Source organism: Microbispora bryophytorum, assembly GCF_043197435.1.
In the GTDB taxonomy this organism is placed as follows: Bacteria; Actinomycetota; Actinomycetes; order Streptosporangiales; family Streptosporangiaceae; genus Microbispora; species Microbispora bryophytorum.
The window spans coordinates 531982-547271 of record NZ_JBICTF010000006.1 but is presented as its reverse complement, the minus strand read 5'-3'; the positions used below and the strand labels follow the sequence as shown (position 1 = coordinate 547271).

The window sequence follows — 15290 nt, the reverse complement described above, 5'->3', positions numbered from 1 at the left end:
GGCAGTTGTCCGTTTTGAGCCCAAGAGTTTCGCCTGTTCCGGTAGCAGACGTAAAGATCGTCTTCTATAGTTTCAGGCCGAATCCGAGTGGAGGTCGCGTGCGGTCGGGACGCTGGGCCAGACTGGCGGTGGTCACCACCGCGCTACTCGTCGCACCGTCTGTTTCGGGCGCCGTCTCGGGGACACTCACCGCCGAGGCCGAGCCCGACCAGCAGGCCAAGCTCCGCAAGCTCACCCAGGAGGCTGCCGCGCTCCAGAAGGAGTACCGCGGCGAGATCCTCAGCCTGGAGGACGCGAAGAGGGCCGTGCAGAAGGCGTCCGGCAGGGTCGACAAGCTGAAGGGCGACCTGGTCGCGGCCCAGCGGCAGGTGGCCGCGTTCGCCCAGACCTCGTACATGAGCGGGGGCGCGGACGCCTCCCGGCTCTTCTCCCTGTCGGCCGACCCGAGCTCGCTGGCCACGCTGGCCTATCTGGGCAACGCCAGGACCGAGCGGCTCAACAGCGTCAAGGGTCTCGTCGCCAAGCAGAAGAAGGCGGCCGCCGCGGCCTCCGACGAGATCGACAAGCTGCAGGCCCACATCAAGGAGCTCAAGTCGAGGCGCGGAGAGGTCGAGCGGCTGATGGCCAAGTACGGCTTCCAGATCCCCGACGCCGGCAGCGGCCTGACGCAACGCCTGGTCACCGTACGCAACGTGATCATGTCGCAGTTCCCGATGCCCTTCAGTGTGGGCTGCCTGCGGGCCGGCGACCCGGGGGAGCACGGCAAAGGCCGGGCCTGCGACTTCATGATGAGCAGCGGCGGCCGCATGCCCGACGCCGTGGCCAAGGAGCGCGGCGACGCCCTCGCGCAGTGGTGCATCCAGCACGCGAGCGAGTACGGGATCATGTACATCATCTGGCAGCAGCGCTACTACGACATGCGTACGCGTGCCGGTTGGCGGATGATGTCCGACCGCGGCGGCATCACCGCCAACCACTACGACCACGTTCACGTGTCGGTGCTCTGAGCCTCCAGGAACTTCCGCAGCCAGTGGTAGGACGCCTTCGGGGTGCGCCGCTGGGTCTCGAAGTCGACGTGGACCAGGCCGAACCGCTGGTGGTAGCCCTCGGCCCACTCGAAGTTGTCCAGCAGTGACCAGACGAAGTAACCCCGCAGGTCCACGTCCGCCTGCCGCATCGCCCGGATGTGGCCGTCGAGGTAGGCGATCCGCTCCTGGTCGTCCAGGCCGTCGTAGGAGCAGCCGTTCTCGGTGATGTAGACGGGCGGCAGCGCGTCGCCGTACCGCGCCTTGAGGGAGTCGAGCAGCTCGCGCAGGCCGTCGGGGACGACGGGCCAGCCGAACGCCGTGGTGGGAACGCCGGAGATCTCTTCGAACCGGAACGGCAGGCCGTCCCCGCCGGGACCGCCGATTCGCGTGGGGTTGTAGTAGTTGATCCCCAGCCCGTCGAGGGGCTGGGCGATCGTCTCCAGGTCACCGTATTTCACCGGGATCTCTACGCCGAACGCGGACAGATCGGGGTAGGCGCCGGTGAGGACCGGGTCGTTGAACAGCCGGTTGTGCAGGATGTCGTACGTCTCGGCGGCGGCCAGGTCCTCTGGCGAGTCGGAGGCGGGCCAGACCGGCGTGCAGTTGTTGGTGAGCAGCACCTGCTCCGCCCCGGCCGCGCGCAGCGCCTGCGTGGCCAGGCCGTGCCCGAGCATCTGGTGGTGGGCCACCGGCAGGGCGTCGAACATGAGCGCCCTGCCCGGGGCGTGTATGCCCAGGCCGTATCCCTCCACCATGTGGACGAACGGCTCGTTGAGCGTGATCCACATGCGTACGCGGTCGGCCAGTCGCTCGGCCACGACGGCGGCGTAGTCGGCGAAACGGCGGGAGGTGTCACGGCTCAGCCAGCCGCCCTCGTCCTCCAGCGCCTGCGGCAGGTCCCAGTGGAACAGCGTCGGCACGGGAGCGATGCCGCGCTCGCACAGCGCGTCGATGAGACGGTCGTAGAAGTCGAGCCCGGCCTGGTTGACGGGGCCGGCGCCGGTGGGCATCACCCGGGGCCAGGCGATGGAGAAGCGGTAGGCGTTGACGCCCAGGCCGGCCATCAGCGCGACGTCCTCGGGGTAGCGGTGGTAGTGGTCGCAGGCGACGTCGCCCGTGTGCCCGTCGCGAACCCGGCCGGGCGTGTGGGAGAAGGTGTCCCAGACCGAGGGCCCTCTGCCGTCCTCGGTGACCGCTCCTTCGATCTGGTACGACGCGGTGGCCGTTCCCCAGAGGAACATCATGCCGCCTCTCTCCGCTAATATGAGGAGAACTCATGTTAACTCGGATGTTTGAAAAGCGGGAGACAATAGCGGAATGACAACAGGGGGAGCACTCCGCCGACAACCCTCCCAGCGCCGCAGCCAGGAGCGGGTCGAGCGCATGCTGGACGAGTGCGCCCTGCTGCTCGACGAAGTGGGATACGCCGCCCTGACCACCAAGGAGGTCGCCCGCCGGGCCGAGGTGCCGATCGGGACCTTCTACCAGTTCTTCACCGACAAGCAGAGCCTGGTCCGCGCGCTCGCGCTGCGGAACCTGGAGGCGTACCTGGACCGGATCACCTCCCGGCTGGCCACCGAGCCGCTGTCGGACTGGACCGGCGTCGTGGACCTGGTCGTCGACGAGTTCGTGCGCATGAAACGGAGCACACCCGGCTTCGGCGTGGTGGACTTCGGCGAGGTGCTCGCCACTCCCGGCGGCCCCGCCCTGCCCGGCACCCAGCGGATGCTCGACGAGGCGCTGGAGAACAACGTGGTCGTCGCCGACCGCCTGCGCTCTCTCATCGTGGACCTGCTCGGCGTCGCGCCCGGCGAGGGGCTGTCCCGCGCCTTCGTCGTCGCGGTCGAGGCCGCCGACGCCGTGCTCAAGCTGGCCTTCCGTGCGCACCCCGGCGGCGACCCCGATCTCATCGCCGAATGCAAACGCCTCGTGCGCCGCTATCTCTCCGACCACCTTCGATAAGCGCCTATGCAGACTGACTGCAGAACTTCGGGCCGGAGCCGAGGCAGCGGAGGCTGTGCGCCTTAAAACGCGAGGACTCCGGAGAGTTACGGCATGATTACTTCATGCATCCCCCTGAGTTTGCCTTGGTCGGGTTCATCGACGAGTCGATCCACACTGACGTCCGTCTGTATGTGATCGGACTCGTGCTGGCCACGCCTGCTCTGAGCGAAGAAGCCCGCAGGCGGTTGTGCTCTGTAGTCCCAACCGCACGGACGCCGCACTGGTCGCAGGAGGACGACCGGACCCGTACTGAGATGATCCGAGAGGTTCGGTCTCTACCTATCGCGGCGAGGGTGTACGGCTGTCGCTTTGATCGCCCCAAGCGCAAAGAGGCGGCACGTGCCAGGGCACTCGCCTGGCTGGTGCAGGAACTGCCGCATCAGGTTCGTTCCGTCGTGCTTGCGGAGCGTGAGGCGAACCAGGATAGGCACGATCGCCGAGTCCTGAGTGGTCTGGCGGGTCGGCCGGCGCGGTTCGAATACGGACATGCCGCGGTCGCGAAGGAGCCTCTTCTCTGGGTAGCGGACGTAGTGGTGAGCAGTACGGCGAGGGCGCTTGCGCGAGACGAGGACCCCGGGGCTGTCGGCTTGGGAGGAGTTCTTTCGTACGTGGGCTGCGAGCCTCTGTGACCGCTGGACGCGCGAAGTGACCGCTGGGCGCGCGAAAGCCGGGCCACCACCTGCGGAGGTTAACCCGGCTTCACTTCGTAACCCCGAGTGGGCTACGCATCACTTATCGTATTCAACTGTGGCCGCCTGTCAAGCCCTCCCAAGGGCGGCCCGCCTGCACCGCTGTCGTGTCGGCCAGGCTCTCTTGCTCTGCCATGACCCGGCACAGGTCCCGCAGGTCGTCGGCGTCCACGGTGCGCATGGCTCCGGCGTCCTCGGCCGCTTGTGGGAAGGGGCGCTCGCGGGTGGCCCAGAACCGGCCGACGTCGCTTCTCATGATCCGCCAACCGGCGAGGACTGTGCCTCTATCGTTTGTCATCGGGTCAGGACCTCCGATCCTGATCAAGGGGCCCGTACGGCGGTGCAGTCGCCTGCGGGTCCCGCTGTTTTCGGGGCTGAAGTGCCGTTTCCCCTTCATACTGAGGCGGGATCAGAGGTCGTTTAAGGGTTTTGAGCTGGCCGAACAGCGGAGCCAATATCGCCAATTGGGAGGGGCATGTCGCGCAGGCCGAATCCGGTGGATCCCGGTGTGTCTCCGCTGCACCTGTTCGGTGCGGCACTGCGCCGGATGCGGGGCGATGTGCCCCTGACCAGAGTGGGGGAGGAAGTCCTTACCGATTGGTCACGGATTGCCCGATGGGAACGCGGGGAATGCCTGCCTCATGCCGATTCGGTACGCCGCCTCGACGGCTTTTTCGATGCGGACGGATTCCTGATCGCGCTGCACCGAGCGGTGACCGAGTTGAATCGACTCCGTGCCGAATCGAGAACGCCGGACCAGGACAAAGGTGAATCCATGGAGCGTCGTCGCCTGCTGCAACTGGCGATCGCGAGTCTCGGCATGGGGGCGCTCGGTGGTGCCGCTGCCCATGAGCCGGTACGCCATCTACTCGACCTCGCGATGAACGGCGAACCTCGGAGTATCGAGGACTGGCACCTCGCCTGCGCCGACCACCTGCACGCGCTGCGCACACGGCCTCCGGCACAGATGGTGGCGGACCTGCTCATCGATCTGATGGCTGTGCGAAACCAGACGGAGACCTCGACGCCGGAGGACGTGACCGAGTTGCACCGGGTCACGGCGGCGCTCGCGTCCGTTCACGCCAATGCGCTGACCCGGCTGGGGGAGCATGGGGCCGCCCTGCGCTGGTGGCGTACGGCCCGTCAGGCCGCCGACGCCTCGGGAGATCTGCGACTGCGGTTGCTGGTGCGCGGCGAGGAGGCCGGTCACGGCCTGTACGGCCAGCGCGACCCGCAGACCGTGCTCGGCCTCGTCGAGAGCGCCGAGCGCATCGCCGGAGGGCCGACCGTGGACCTCCAGACCACCCGGGCCAAGGCACTGACCGTGCTCGGCCGGCACGACGAGGCGCGTACGGCGCTGGACGACCTGCTGCGTCTGGCCTCGGCGGGCGTGGCGGCGGACTCCTTCGGCTTCTGGAAGCCCAACCAGATCCATTTCGCGGAGAGCTGGGTGCATGCCGGGTCGGGTAATGAGCCCGAGGCGGACCGGGCACGCGACGACCTTCTCCGATCAACCCACGACTACCAGTACGACGCGAACGTCCGCCTGCACGAGGCGCTGTGCATGGTCGCTCAGGGCGGCGTCGACCAGGGCATGCGCCAGGCGGCGACGGTGATCGACCGGCTCGCCCCCGCCTACCGCAGCCACCACGTCATCGAGACCGGGCGTATGGTCCTGCACGCCGCACCACGTGACCGGCAGGAGCGGCCCGCAGTCGGCGAGCTACGCGAACTCCTCACGCTCGCATCCGCGAGCAGGAGAGCTTGACCCTGCGCTTGAGCGGCAAGCCCTGCGATCACCATCATTGTCGGGTTGAGCGGGACGGCCAGTGGATGTCGTCAGAGCAGGCCGTATCTGACTCTGATCGTCTTGGCCTCTTCCTCTGTCACCTCTGGCGGTGTGCGGGCCAGTGCCTGGCGTAGGTCGGACAGGATCCTGTCGCTCGCGGCGCGGACGCGGGAGCGGTGCTGGGTGAACTGTTCGTCGAAGCGCTTGGCCGCCGGGCCCGTCCACACCGTCCCCTGGTGGAAGTGCAGGTAGGGCCTCTCGACACCCTGCTCGATGTCATCGACCAGGGGTTCGACCGTTCGCAGGGCGTTCTGCAGGGCCGTGTGCAGCGGGTTGGTGACCAGCTGAGCCACAAGCGTCACCCCTTGGTCGGCGCATGAGAGGGGCTCTTCGACGGAGCGCTCGCGTCGGTGATCAGCTTTGGCGCGATCAGCTTCATCAACGCCACCACATCCGCCGCATTGTCCCTACCCGCGGCTCCCATCTCCAGGCGAATGGTCAGTGCCGCCTTACCTCGCACAAGTAAGGCGGACGCCTCATTGTCCTTGCTGTCAGGCGGCTCGAAGTAAGAGCCGATCGCTCCGGGAACGATCTCCGGCAGCGGGGATGCGCCCAGTCGGATATTCTCCTCGACCTCTTCCTTGAATCCGCTAGGTGCAAGATCGATCAGCAGCACCTTCGACTGTTCCCCGTCGCGCTGATAGACCGCGCAATTCCCGTCGCCGATGCCCTCGGAGATTGACAGGTCGAAGAATCCACGAGCCATCGGATCGTGAAGCCCTGTCATCAATTCCACTGCCCGCAGAGGGATGTGATCGCAGACATAGGGAGGGGCGGCCACCGTCGGCAGAGGTGTGCGATGCGTGGACTCGTCCCCGGATTGGCATGCGGTGGTCGCCAGCGCCATAGCTGACAGCGCCAGTATCGCGAGCCCGATCGCCCTCATGACTGATACTGGGAGAAGCCGCTTTTGAAGCCCAAGTCCAATCGGTCCTCAACCTCCTGCCATGTCTTTCCTGCCGGGCCCTCGTGCAGCCATCGCTCATACGCCTGTAACCTCTGGTCATTATCAGTGCCGTTGGCCGCGCCTTTGCGAATCATCTCGTTCCTGCTCATAAGCGTTTGGCCGTCATCTTCCAGAAAGTTGTTGGGGTTCGCTCGGGGATCGTCTCCCTTGTTCAGTCCTTCCAAGGACTCCCAAGGGTGGGTCTTCGCTGGGGATTCGGCCGTTCCGAACAGCCCATGCTTCAGCATCGCCTGTGCCGTCAGGTCGTGCAGCAGAGTGCGAGTTTGGTTGACAGCGATGTTCGCGTCGCTACGGGCATTGCTTTCCGCTTCGCCTTCGAAGCCGTCTTCGATCAACCCGGTCCATGCCCCCACGACGCCACTGGAGACCGGCCAGATTCCTGCCTGTGGTATGGCCAGCCAGGTATTCACCACGGCGGTCAGAACCTTGGCGTTCCGCTGCCTCGTCTTGTCGAGTTCCGCGCCTTTCTCTATTTTCGCCAGGCCGGCGGCATCGGTGATCAGGGCGAAACCTGCCCCTATCCGCTTCGCATTGGTCATGAGGACCTGGTCGCCACGCCCGGCCATCTTCTCTGCAGTCCCGTAATCGATCGCCAGGCTGCTGAAGGCTGCCTGCGCGGCTATAATCGGGGTGAACGCCGATGAGTCGACGAACGCCTCCTGCATTACCTGGCGTAGTTCCTTCAAGTCGAACTGGGCGCCCCAGGGGTCCTGCTGAGGGATGCTCGGATTGTCGGCTCCCCATACCGCGGGAACACGGGTGCCGGTCCCGCTTTGGGCGATGCGGTTGATGTCGGCGATGTAGCCGGCGAGAATGCGGCCGGTTATGGCCGCCGGGATGAGGGATTCCGGAGGGTCGCCGGCGTCGATTCGCTGGGCCTCTAGATGTGCGAACTCGGAGGCGAGCTTGGCCGACAGGTAGCCGCGGGACGGCTGGTCCGGTGAGCCGTCGTGATCGCGGAAGACGAGCATCGCGGCCTCCAGGGCCTTGCCCAGCGCCTTCCCGCCGTCCTGGGTGGAACGCTCGGTCAGGAAGTGCTTCAGCGCCGTGGCGTCTTTGGCGAAGAAGTCCTGAGCGGCGGCCGCATTCTTACCGAGCGCCTCCATCAGCGGCACCATGACGTCGGGCGAGGAAACGGGCAGCTTGCTCCGGGCACGGTCCCAGGCGTCGAGTTTCCTGGCGACCGCCACCAGGAATGAGGTGTCCGCCTTGCCGTTCTTCAGCGCGAGAGCGACCGCGTATGCCTCTTTCGGATTGGCGGTGACCGGGGGAGCGAGCTGGTCGCGCCAGGCCGGGCTCAGCCGGGAACTCGTCGTGCCCAGCGCGGCGCCGAGGGCGGCCTGCAACCGCGTCACCTTCCGATCGTCGCCGTGGTCGACGGTCTTCGCCATCAGTTCGCGGAAACCGGCCGCGCCAAGAGCGCTCATCAGACCGGCGGTGAAGGCGGGGTCGTCCTTCCGCTTCTCCAGCGCCTTCAGCGTCTGTTCGTCGATCTCGCCCTTTTCGGCGGCCTGGGTCACCGTGGTCACGGCGGCGTAGAGATCAGGGTCATGCCCTGCCTTGCCGTACACGGTCTCGTCGAAGTCGCTCAGGCCGCCGAGAAGGCCCGCACCGGCGCTCCATTTGCTCTGCTGCGCGCGGATCGTCTCGCTGCGGCGCCGGAGGTCCGGACGACTGGCCGTGATCCAGTTCCTCATCTCACGGAGGGCGCCCAAGCCCGATGTGTCGAGGTCGAGCTGCCGCAGTGTCCGGTCGATGATCTGCTCGTTGCGGCCGAGCGCGTCTTCCGCACCGCCGAGCCCGCGTTCGAAGTCGTCCATCGCGGCGGGATCGATGCCGGAATAGCCGTCACTGATGCCGGCAATCGGTGACGTCTGGGGCTGGGCGGAGGGCGTGGCGGTGGGCGAGGTTTCGCTTGGCTGTCGCGCGGCGGGCGGGGGCTCGGGAATCAGCGAGGGGCGCTGGGCCGGTGAGGGCGCTGGTGATGAGTCTGACGCGGATGACGGTGAGGCTATGAGGCGGCGAACTCCAGCGCGGTCGGCGGAACGCGACAACTCCAGCGCAAAGATTACGGCCGAATCCCGCCATAGTAAAGATAAGCAAGCAGGTCGGGTATAGCTTGCGAAATACCGTAACTCGGTGACATGTACGACCCTAAAGGACCGCAACCCTCTGGCGTTGGACGGAAACTTGTGCTGCTCCCGCTCATTTCTGTTTGCTGCGTTTCTCGCTGATGAAGTCCGCCTTCGCCCGCTGGCGAGTGAATTGAGAACTTTGCGGGAGCGGCACGGACGCCCCGGGGCGACGGCGCCGTCTGCCCCGAGACGCAGGAAGAGGCCGCTCGCGTGGTGCCGTTCGAGACAGCGACGTGATCGCGAACGGAGGGAGCGGCCTATTCCTCGGAGCCTGTGCAGGTCACCGTCAGCACGTGCGGCATGCCGCCGTTCAGGCAGGCCGGCCGGTCAGGAGGCGGGTCGTGATGTCCGTCAGGCGCTCGCCCTGGTAGCGCGCGGCCGCGAGAGTGTCCTCGGACGGGGCGCCCGCGCCGCCCGGGTGGGCGGTGCCGTACGGGTTGCCGCCCGCGGGGTACACCACCGGGTTGGTGTAACCGGGCGAGACGATGATGGAACCCCAGTGGTGGAAGGTGTTGTAGAGGGCGAGGATCGTCGATTCGTTGCCGCCGTTGGCGTTGTGGGCGCTGGCGAACCCGGTGGCGGGCTTGTTGGCCATGACGCCCTGCTGCCAGATGCCGCCCGTGGTGTCGATGAACTGCTTGAGCTGTGAGGCGATGTTGCCGTAACGGGTCGGCGAGCCGAAGGCGTAGGCGTCCGCCCAGACCAGATCGTCCAGCGTGGCGACCTCGACGTCCTTGGTGGCCTCGACGTGTTCGCGCCAGGCCGGGTTGGCGTCGATGGCGGAGTCCGGCGCCAGTTCGGCGACCCGGCGCAGCCGGACCTCGGCGCCGGCCTTCTCCGCGCCCTCGGCTACCGCCTTGGCGAGCTGGTGGACGTTGCCGGTGGCCGAGTAGTAGATGACAGCGATCTTGGCACTCATGATGACGTCTCCTCCGAACGACGACGATCAACCGGATAGCTATCCGGTTCGCTCGCAGTAAATCGGATAACAATCCGGTTTGCAAACCGGAACCGGATCTCCGGTCCGGTAGCCTCTGGACCATGGCCCGCAGCGAGCTTCCCGTCACCGGACAGGTTCTGCCGGAGCGCGCGGACGCCGCCCGTAACCGGCGCAGGATCCTCGACGCGACGGCCCGCCTGATCGCGGAGCAGGGCCCCGAAGCCGTCACCATGAACGCCGTGGCACACGCCGCGGGCATGGGCGTCGGCACCGTCTATCGCCGGTTCGGTGACGTGAGCCGCCTTCTGCTGGCGGTGCTCGACGATGGTGAGCAGCGCTTCCAGGAAGCCTTCATGACCGGCCCACCACCCCTTGGCCCCGGCGCTCCGCCCGCCGATCGGCTGCGTGCCTTCCTCCACGTGGTCGCCGACCGGATCATCGAGCAGGGCGAAATCATGAGAGCGGCGGAGTCCGCCTCACCGGGAGCCCGCTATCAGAGCGGCGCCTACCTCGCCATGCATACGCATGTGTCCGTGCTGATGCGCGAGATGAGACCCGAATCGGACCCCACGGTCCTGGCCCACCTGCTGCTCGCGCCGTTCGTGCCGAGCCTGTTCACGCACCTCACCGTCGGATGTGGACTGACAGGGGACCAGGTCAAGGCCGGCATCGACAGCCTGCTCGGGTTCTCGTGACGGCCGGCCGCCTCATCGAGGTGACCGTGGTCTGACGACCCAGACGCCCGTGCCGTACATGGCCAGCCCGAGCGCGACGAAGGCCGCCGCGACCGGATAGCGCAGCCCAGACGGCATGTACGTGGCCAGGAACCACGTGTGGCGCAGCATGCCGTTCGTCACGAAGACGGCGGCGATGATGCCCTGGGGGACCAGCGGGATGGCGCCGAAGCCGAAGCACAACCAGGCGATCGTCTTGTGCGTCTTGGACAGCTCCTCGAAGCGGAACTTCATCGTCGCCTGCGGCTTGCGGCCGGTCCGCATCACGTCCAGCAGTTCCGGGCCCTGCGACCGCAGTCGCCGCTCGGCGAGCAGGCCTAAGCCCCAGTGACACAACACGCCGGTCACGACGCCGACGGCCACGCCGGCCCAGCCGTACCAGATCGCCACCAGGCCTGCCGGCACGGCCGTCAGGAGCACCAGCGCCAGCATCAGATAGGCCAGCCCGGTCAGGCCGCCGTCGTCCTCGCTGGTGCGCAGCGGGTTGCCCGCGCGGCGATGCGGGTCGGTGCCGGGCACCAGCCCGTACGCCGAGACCAGCGGCACCAGCCCGGTCGCGCCGCCCAGCAGGGCGGGCAACAGCGCCAGGATCAGGGGCCACGGCCCACCGGTGACCGCGGTGAACGCCACGGTCAGCACGATCGCCACCGGCGCGTGTGCCGACAGCCAGGCCAGCTGCCTGCCGCGCACGTCGCTCGCGCTCGGTGTCATCAGCGTCAGCCACAGTGCGGTGCCGTCGGTGCCGTACAGGTTGGAGGTCATGGCCGCGGCCATCACGATGAAGATCGGACCCGCGTACGGCAGCATGCCGTCCCAGCCGAGGACCAGCGGGCTGGCCGCGAAGCAGACGCCGTACGACAGCGCGAAGGTCAGCTGGTGGTTGCGCACCAGGTCGCGCGACCAGGTGCGCAGCTCCTTGGCGACGATCGCGCCGTTGGCGGTCGCCGCCCGCATCGGGCGTCTGCCCCGGGTGGAGGGTCGCGCGGCGCCCGCACGCCTGCTGAGCAGCGCGGCCCACACGCCCAGGAGCAGCAGCGCCAGGAGGGCCAGCGCTCCAAGCGCCCACCACTCGCCCTGGACGGCCAGCAGGCCCCACCCGGAGGGCAGGTACCAGACCACGGCGGGCACACCGGTCTGGCCGAAGAGCATGAAGAAGACCCAGATCTGGCCGAGCGCCGCCAGTATCGCGCCGTTGAGCAGGCCGGAGACGATCGCACCCGGCCGGGTGCGCAGCGCCAGCCCGACCACCGCCACGGAGACCTTCGACAGCAGCACGAAGACAGCCAGCTGCAGCGCCATCGCCGGCACCGCCACCAGGGCGTTGGCGACGCCGAGCCTGACGCCCGCGACCAGCAGCCCGAGCAGGGCGGTCAGGCTCACCAGTGGCGCCACGCCGACGAAGGCCGAGACCAGCAGCCCGGCCGCCAGCCGGCGCGGTGACAGGCCCAGCAGCGAGAAGTACTCCGGACGCAGCGTCTCGTCGCCGCCGCCCATGAAGATCGGGCCGAGTATCCAGCCCAGCAGCCAGACCGCGTACCCGGCTGCCAGCAGGTCCGGATCGGTGAAGGCCAGATAGATCGTGCCCGCCGCGAGCAGTGCGCCGAGCACCGCGCCGGTGCCCGCGGTCTGCGCCCGGGTGCCACGGAAGGCGTGGCGCAGCATCGCGACCTTCATCCGGGCCATGGTGAGCGTGGTCAGCGCGACAGCCACGATAACTCCTTGATTCCGTTGTCCCGCTCGCCGACGAGCTCGACGAAGGTCTCCTCCAGGGAGTTCGCGCCACGCACCTCGTCCAGCGTGCCGGCGGCGGCCACCGTGCCCCGGTCGATCACCGCGACGCGGTCGCACAGCTGCTCGACCAGAGCCATGACGTGGCTGGACAGCACGATCGAGCCGCCGCCCGCGACGAAGCCGCGCAGGATCGTCTTGATCGTGGCGGCCGACACCGGGTCGACCGCTTCGAACGGCTCGTCCAGCACCAGCAGCCGCGGCGCGTGCAGCAGTGCGGTGGCCAGCCCGATCTTCTTACGCATGCCGGTCGAGTACTCGATGACCAGCGTCTTTTCCGCGCCGTCCAGCTCCAGCACGGCCAGCAGGTCCTCGGCCCGTCGCGCCACCACCTCCTTGTCGAGCCCCCGCAGCAGGCCCAGATAGGTGAGCACCTCGAGCCCCGTCAGCCGCTCGGGCATGGCCAGCCCGTCGGGCAGCACCCCGACCATGGCCTTGGCCCGCTCGGGGGCGGACCAGACGTCCTCGCCGAAGATCCTGGCGCTGCCGTCGTCGGGCCGCAGCAGGCCGACGGCCATGGACAGGGTGGTGGTCTTGCCGGCGCCGTTCTGGCCGACAAGCCCGAAGAAGGAGCCCGGGGGGACGCTGAGGTCGATGGTGTCGACGGCGAGCTTGTCGCCGAAACGCTTCGTCAGCCCGCTGATCTCCAGCGCTGGCGTCATGGTGCTCTCCTAGTGGCGAGAGAAAAGACGGTGGACAGCTCGACGGCCAGGCCGCGGAGGTCGAGGTCGGGGTCGTTCAGCAGGTGACCGGGCACGGCGTCGACGGCGCCGCGAATCGCGATCGCCATCGGCCGTAGTGGGAAATCCCGGAACTCACCGGTGTGCTGTCCCCAGGCCAGCACCTTCTCGATGTCGGTGAGCGCGGTTTCCTGTTGCTTGGAGTACGGGCCGTTGCGGTCGTGAGTGATGATCTCCACGAGGGCCAGCAGGGGTTCGCGGTGCAGGCGCATGAACTCGAGGTTCGTCTCGAAGTACACGCGTAGCGCATCGGAGGCGGTTTTCTGCGCTGTGATGCGCGGCACCATCAGGTCGGTGGCGAGCTTCACCACGTAGGCGACGACAGCAGCGATCAGTTCGTCCTTGCTGCCGAAGTGGTACGAGATGAGCCCAGGGGTGATCCTCGCGAGTTGAGCGACTTTCGCCATCGACGCCTGCCGGTAGCCGAGCGTCGCGAGGGCCCTGATGGTGCAGTCGATGATCTGCGCCCTCCGGGCGTCCTCCGTGAACGTCCGCCCTCCTGATGCCACGTTCAGGATCCTAAACGCTCATTCAATGACTACACAAGACCTGTTCAGATGGCACGACGTCAGCAACGGCGCGTGCCCGCCCTCGGGCAGCCGTACTCCAGCACAAGCGGCTTTCACCGGCCCCGGGTGAGGGCCCTGCGGCCGCGCGCCACGATGGTCTCGACGTCCGTCAGGTCGCTCATGTCGTGAGCGCTCGCCAGCGCCTCCTTCGCCGCGTCGTAGGCGTCCAGGACCGCGTTCCAGTCCACGTCGCCGGTCCGGTCCGTCAGGCCGTCGATCTCCTCGCCCAGCCGGGTCACGTTCTCCTCCTGCGCGCGTCTGGCGTCCGCGAACCGGACCGCCTGCTCGGCGGCCTGCTCCCTCGCGACTCTCCTCCGCCGCACCCTCGCCGTGGTCAGCCCGGCGACGATCCAGAGACCGAGCAGGCCGGCGATGCCGAAGAAGACCAGCCAGCCGACGGACAGGCGGCTGGAGGACCCCGACAGGTCGATGTCCTCGGCGAAGTCCTGCTTCAGCCCGGTGACCTCGGCGCCTTCGAAGGTGGCGCCCCGCAGTCCGGCGTCGCTGAGATCGGCGTCGGTCAGGACGGCCTTGCGGAAGACCGCGTCGCGGTACTTGCCGCTGTGGAGGTACGCCCGGTCCATCCTGGCGCCGGTGAAGTCGGCCTGGTCGGCCGTGACGCTGATCAGCTCCGCGTCACGGAGGTCGGCGCCGACCAGCTTGGCCTGCGTCAGGACGGCGCTGCCGAGCGCCGCGTCCGACAGGTCGGCCCGGGACAGGTCGGCGCCCGCGAGATCGGCGCCGCCGAGCTTGGCGCGCCGCAGCCGCGCGCCCCGCAGGTCGGCGCCCTTCGCGGAGCGCAGGCTCGCCCCGACGGCGGAGACGTCACGCAGGATCGCCCGGTTCAGCTTGACCCCCGTCAGGTCGACGCCGTCCAGCTTGGCTCCGGTCAGGTCGGCGCAGCTCAGATCGTCGGGGAAGTCCGTGACCGAGGTCAGGTCCCAGCCCCGGTAGTCCTGGCCGCTCCCGGGCTCGCACGACGGGCCCGGCTCGGGCAGATACCTGGGCACGCCCCTGCTCCCGGTCAGCCTGGCGTCCCTGACATCCCGCAGGTCGGCCCCGGTGAGGTCGGCCCCCCTGAAGTCCGCGCCGGTCATCACCGACTCATACAGTTGCGCGCCGCTGAGATCCGCCTGCCGCAGGACGGTCCTGATGAAGGTGGCGCCGTAGAGCCTGGCCTTCGGCGCCTTGAGCCGTCTGAGGTCGGCCCGGCGCAGGTCCGCGCCGTAGGCGGCGGCGTCGGTCAGATCGGCGCCGACCAGCTTCGCGTCGTCGAACTGCGCGTCGTACGTCTTGGCCCGCGCCATCGTGGCCCCGCTCAGGTCGGCCCCCTCGAAGTGCGCGTAATAGGGCGAGGAGTCGTCCATCGTCGCCTCGCGCAGATCGCTGCCGCGCAGGTCGGCGTAGTACAACTCGGCCTCGGACAGGTCGGCCTTGCGCAGGCTCGCCCCGGCCATCTGCGCGTACCCGAGGTGGGCCCCCTTGAGCGAGGCCCCGGTCAGGTCGGCCCCGACGAGCACGCTCCGCACGGTCAGGCCGTCCAGCTTGGCGCCCCGGAGATCCGCGCAGGACAGGTCGGCGGGCAACGTCGTCCGGGTGAGATCCCTGCCGGCGAGATGCGGGCCGCTGCGGGCACGGCAGGGCGGGTGGTCGCCGGGCGTCGCCGCGGCGGCCGGGGTCATCGGAATCGACAGCAGAACCGCGGCGGAAAGGGTCACCAATCCGGCGATCGAGCGGGGGGTGCCGCGCATTTCTCACTTGCTCCATCGGGGACGCCGCCCGGACGTTCCCTGGGGAGACGCGGGCGCCGGATCATATGTGGCACGACCCGTTATAAATCCTTGGGT

General features: G+C 68.1%; 14 protein-coding genes. 4 read left to right on the top strand and 10 right to left on the bottom strand.

Features of this window, described 5'->3' with window-relative positions:
- Positions 1–98: 98 nt before the first annotated feature.
- A complete protein-coding gene (locus ACGFIB_RS23315; protein ID WP_393374862.1) occupies positions 99–1007 on the top strand; it encodes a coiled-coil domain-containing protein in 909 nt (302 codons plus the stop codon).
- Here ACGFIB_RS23315 and ACGFIB_RS23310 read toward each other — a convergent pair.
- Positions 989–2269 (bottom strand): GH1 family beta-glucosidase, encoded by a 1281-nt coding sequence (locus ACGFIB_RS23310; protein ID WP_393375083.1) that lies wholly within the window; start codon positions 2267–2269, stop codon positions 989–991. The two genes, ACGFIB_RS23315 and ACGFIB_RS23310, sit on opposite strands and share 19 nt — an antisense overlap.
- A gap of 76 nt (positions 2270–2345) precedes the next feature.
- Here ACGFIB_RS23310 and ACGFIB_RS23305 point away from each other — a divergent pair, with 76 nt between their 5' ends.
- Positions 2346–2990, top strand: coding sequence for a TetR family transcriptional regulator (locus ACGFIB_RS23305; protein WP_393374859.1), 645 nt, complete (start codon positions 2346–2348; stop codon positions 2988–2990).
- Positions 2991–3773: 783 nt separating this feature from the next.
- Here the strand turns inward: ACGFIB_RS23305 and ACGFIB_RS23300 are convergent.
- A complete protein-coding gene (locus ACGFIB_RS23300) occupies positions 3774–3977 on the bottom strand; it encodes a hypothetical protein (protein WP_393374857.1) in 204 nt (67 codons plus the stop codon).
- 519 nt (positions 3978–4496) lie between these two features.
- On the opposite strand from ACGFIB_RS23300, the gene ACGFIB_RS23295 reads away from it, so the two are divergent.
- Positions 4497–5489 (top strand): hypothetical protein, encoded by a 993-nt coding sequence (locus ACGFIB_RS23295; protein WP_393374855.1) that lies wholly within the window; start codon positions 4497–4499, stop codon positions 5487–5489.
- 71 nt (positions 5490–5560) lie between these two features.
- Here ACGFIB_RS23295 and ACGFIB_RS23290 read toward each other — a convergent pair whose 3' ends face one another.
- The 4 genes from ACGFIB_RS23290 to wrbA form a co-directional block, all read right to left on the bottom strand.
- On the bottom strand, positions 5561–5863 hold the full coding sequence (locus ACGFIB_RS23290; RefSeq protein ID WP_357260810.1) for a hypothetical protein: 303 nt from the start codon (positions 5861–5863) through the stop codon (positions 5561–5563).
- 5 nt (positions 5864–5868) lie between these two features.
- Positions 5869–6456, bottom strand: coding sequence for a hypothetical protein (locus ACGFIB_RS23285; protein WP_357246130.1), 588 nt, complete (start codon positions 6454–6456; stop codon positions 5869–5871).
- Entirely contained in the window at positions 6453–8357 is a 1905-nt protein-coding gene (locus tag ACGFIB_RS23280) for a hypothetical protein (RefSeq protein WP_393374851.1), read from the bottom strand. Before ACGFIB_RS23280 ends, ACGFIB_RS23285 begins: the two co-directional genes overlap by 4 nt.
- A 625-nt stretch (positions 8358–8982) precedes the next feature.
- Positions 8983–9591 (bottom strand): NAD(P)H:quinone oxidoreductase, encoded by a 609-nt coding sequence (gene wrbA, locus ACGFIB_RS23275; protein ID WP_142571967.1) that lies wholly within the window; start codon positions 9589–9591, stop codon positions 8983–8985.
- 122 nt (positions 9592–9713) lie between these two features.
- On the opposite strand from wrbA, the gene ACGFIB_RS23270 reads away from it, so the two are divergent.
- On the top strand, positions 9714–10307 hold the full coding sequence (locus tag ACGFIB_RS23270) for a TetR/AcrR family transcriptional regulator (protein ID WP_142571966.1): 594 nt from the start codon (positions 9714–9716) through the stop codon (positions 10305–10307).
- Positions 10308–10319: 12 nt separating this feature from the next.
- Here the strand turns inward: ACGFIB_RS23270 and ACGFIB_RS23265 are convergent, their stop codons facing one another.
- The 4 genes from ACGFIB_RS23265 to ACGFIB_RS23250 all read right to left on the bottom strand — a co-directional run bounded on the left by ACGFIB_RS23265 (position 10320) and on the right by ACGFIB_RS23250 (position 15194).
- On the bottom strand, positions 10320–12056 hold the full coding sequence (locus tag ACGFIB_RS23265) for a hypothetical protein (protein WP_393374849.1): 1737 nt from the start codon (positions 12054–12056) through the stop codon (positions 10320–10322).
- Positions 12041–12796 carry an ABC transporter ATP-binding protein gene (locus ACGFIB_RS23260; protein ID WP_357017408.1) on the bottom strand — a complete coding sequence of 252 codons (756 nt, stop codon included), beginning with the start codon at positions 12794–12796 and terminating at the stop codon, positions 12041–12043. The genes ACGFIB_RS23265 and ACGFIB_RS23260 overlap by 16 nt, the downstream gene beginning before the upstream one ends.
- Positions 12793–13383, bottom strand: coding sequence for a TetR/AcrR family transcriptional regulator (locus ACGFIB_RS23255; protein ID WP_393374847.1), 591 nt, complete (start codon positions 13381–13383; stop codon positions 12793–12795). The genes ACGFIB_RS23260 and ACGFIB_RS23255 overlap by 4 nt, the downstream gene beginning before the upstream one ends.
- 113 nt (positions 13384–13496) lie before the next feature.
- The gene (locus ACGFIB_RS23250; protein ID WP_393374845.1) at positions 13497–15194 is read right to left on the bottom strand and encodes a pentapeptide repeat-containing protein; all 1698 of its coding nucleotides are present in this window, start codon (positions 15192–15194) and stop codon (positions 13497–13499) included.
- Positions 15195–15290: the final 96 nt, after the last annotated feature.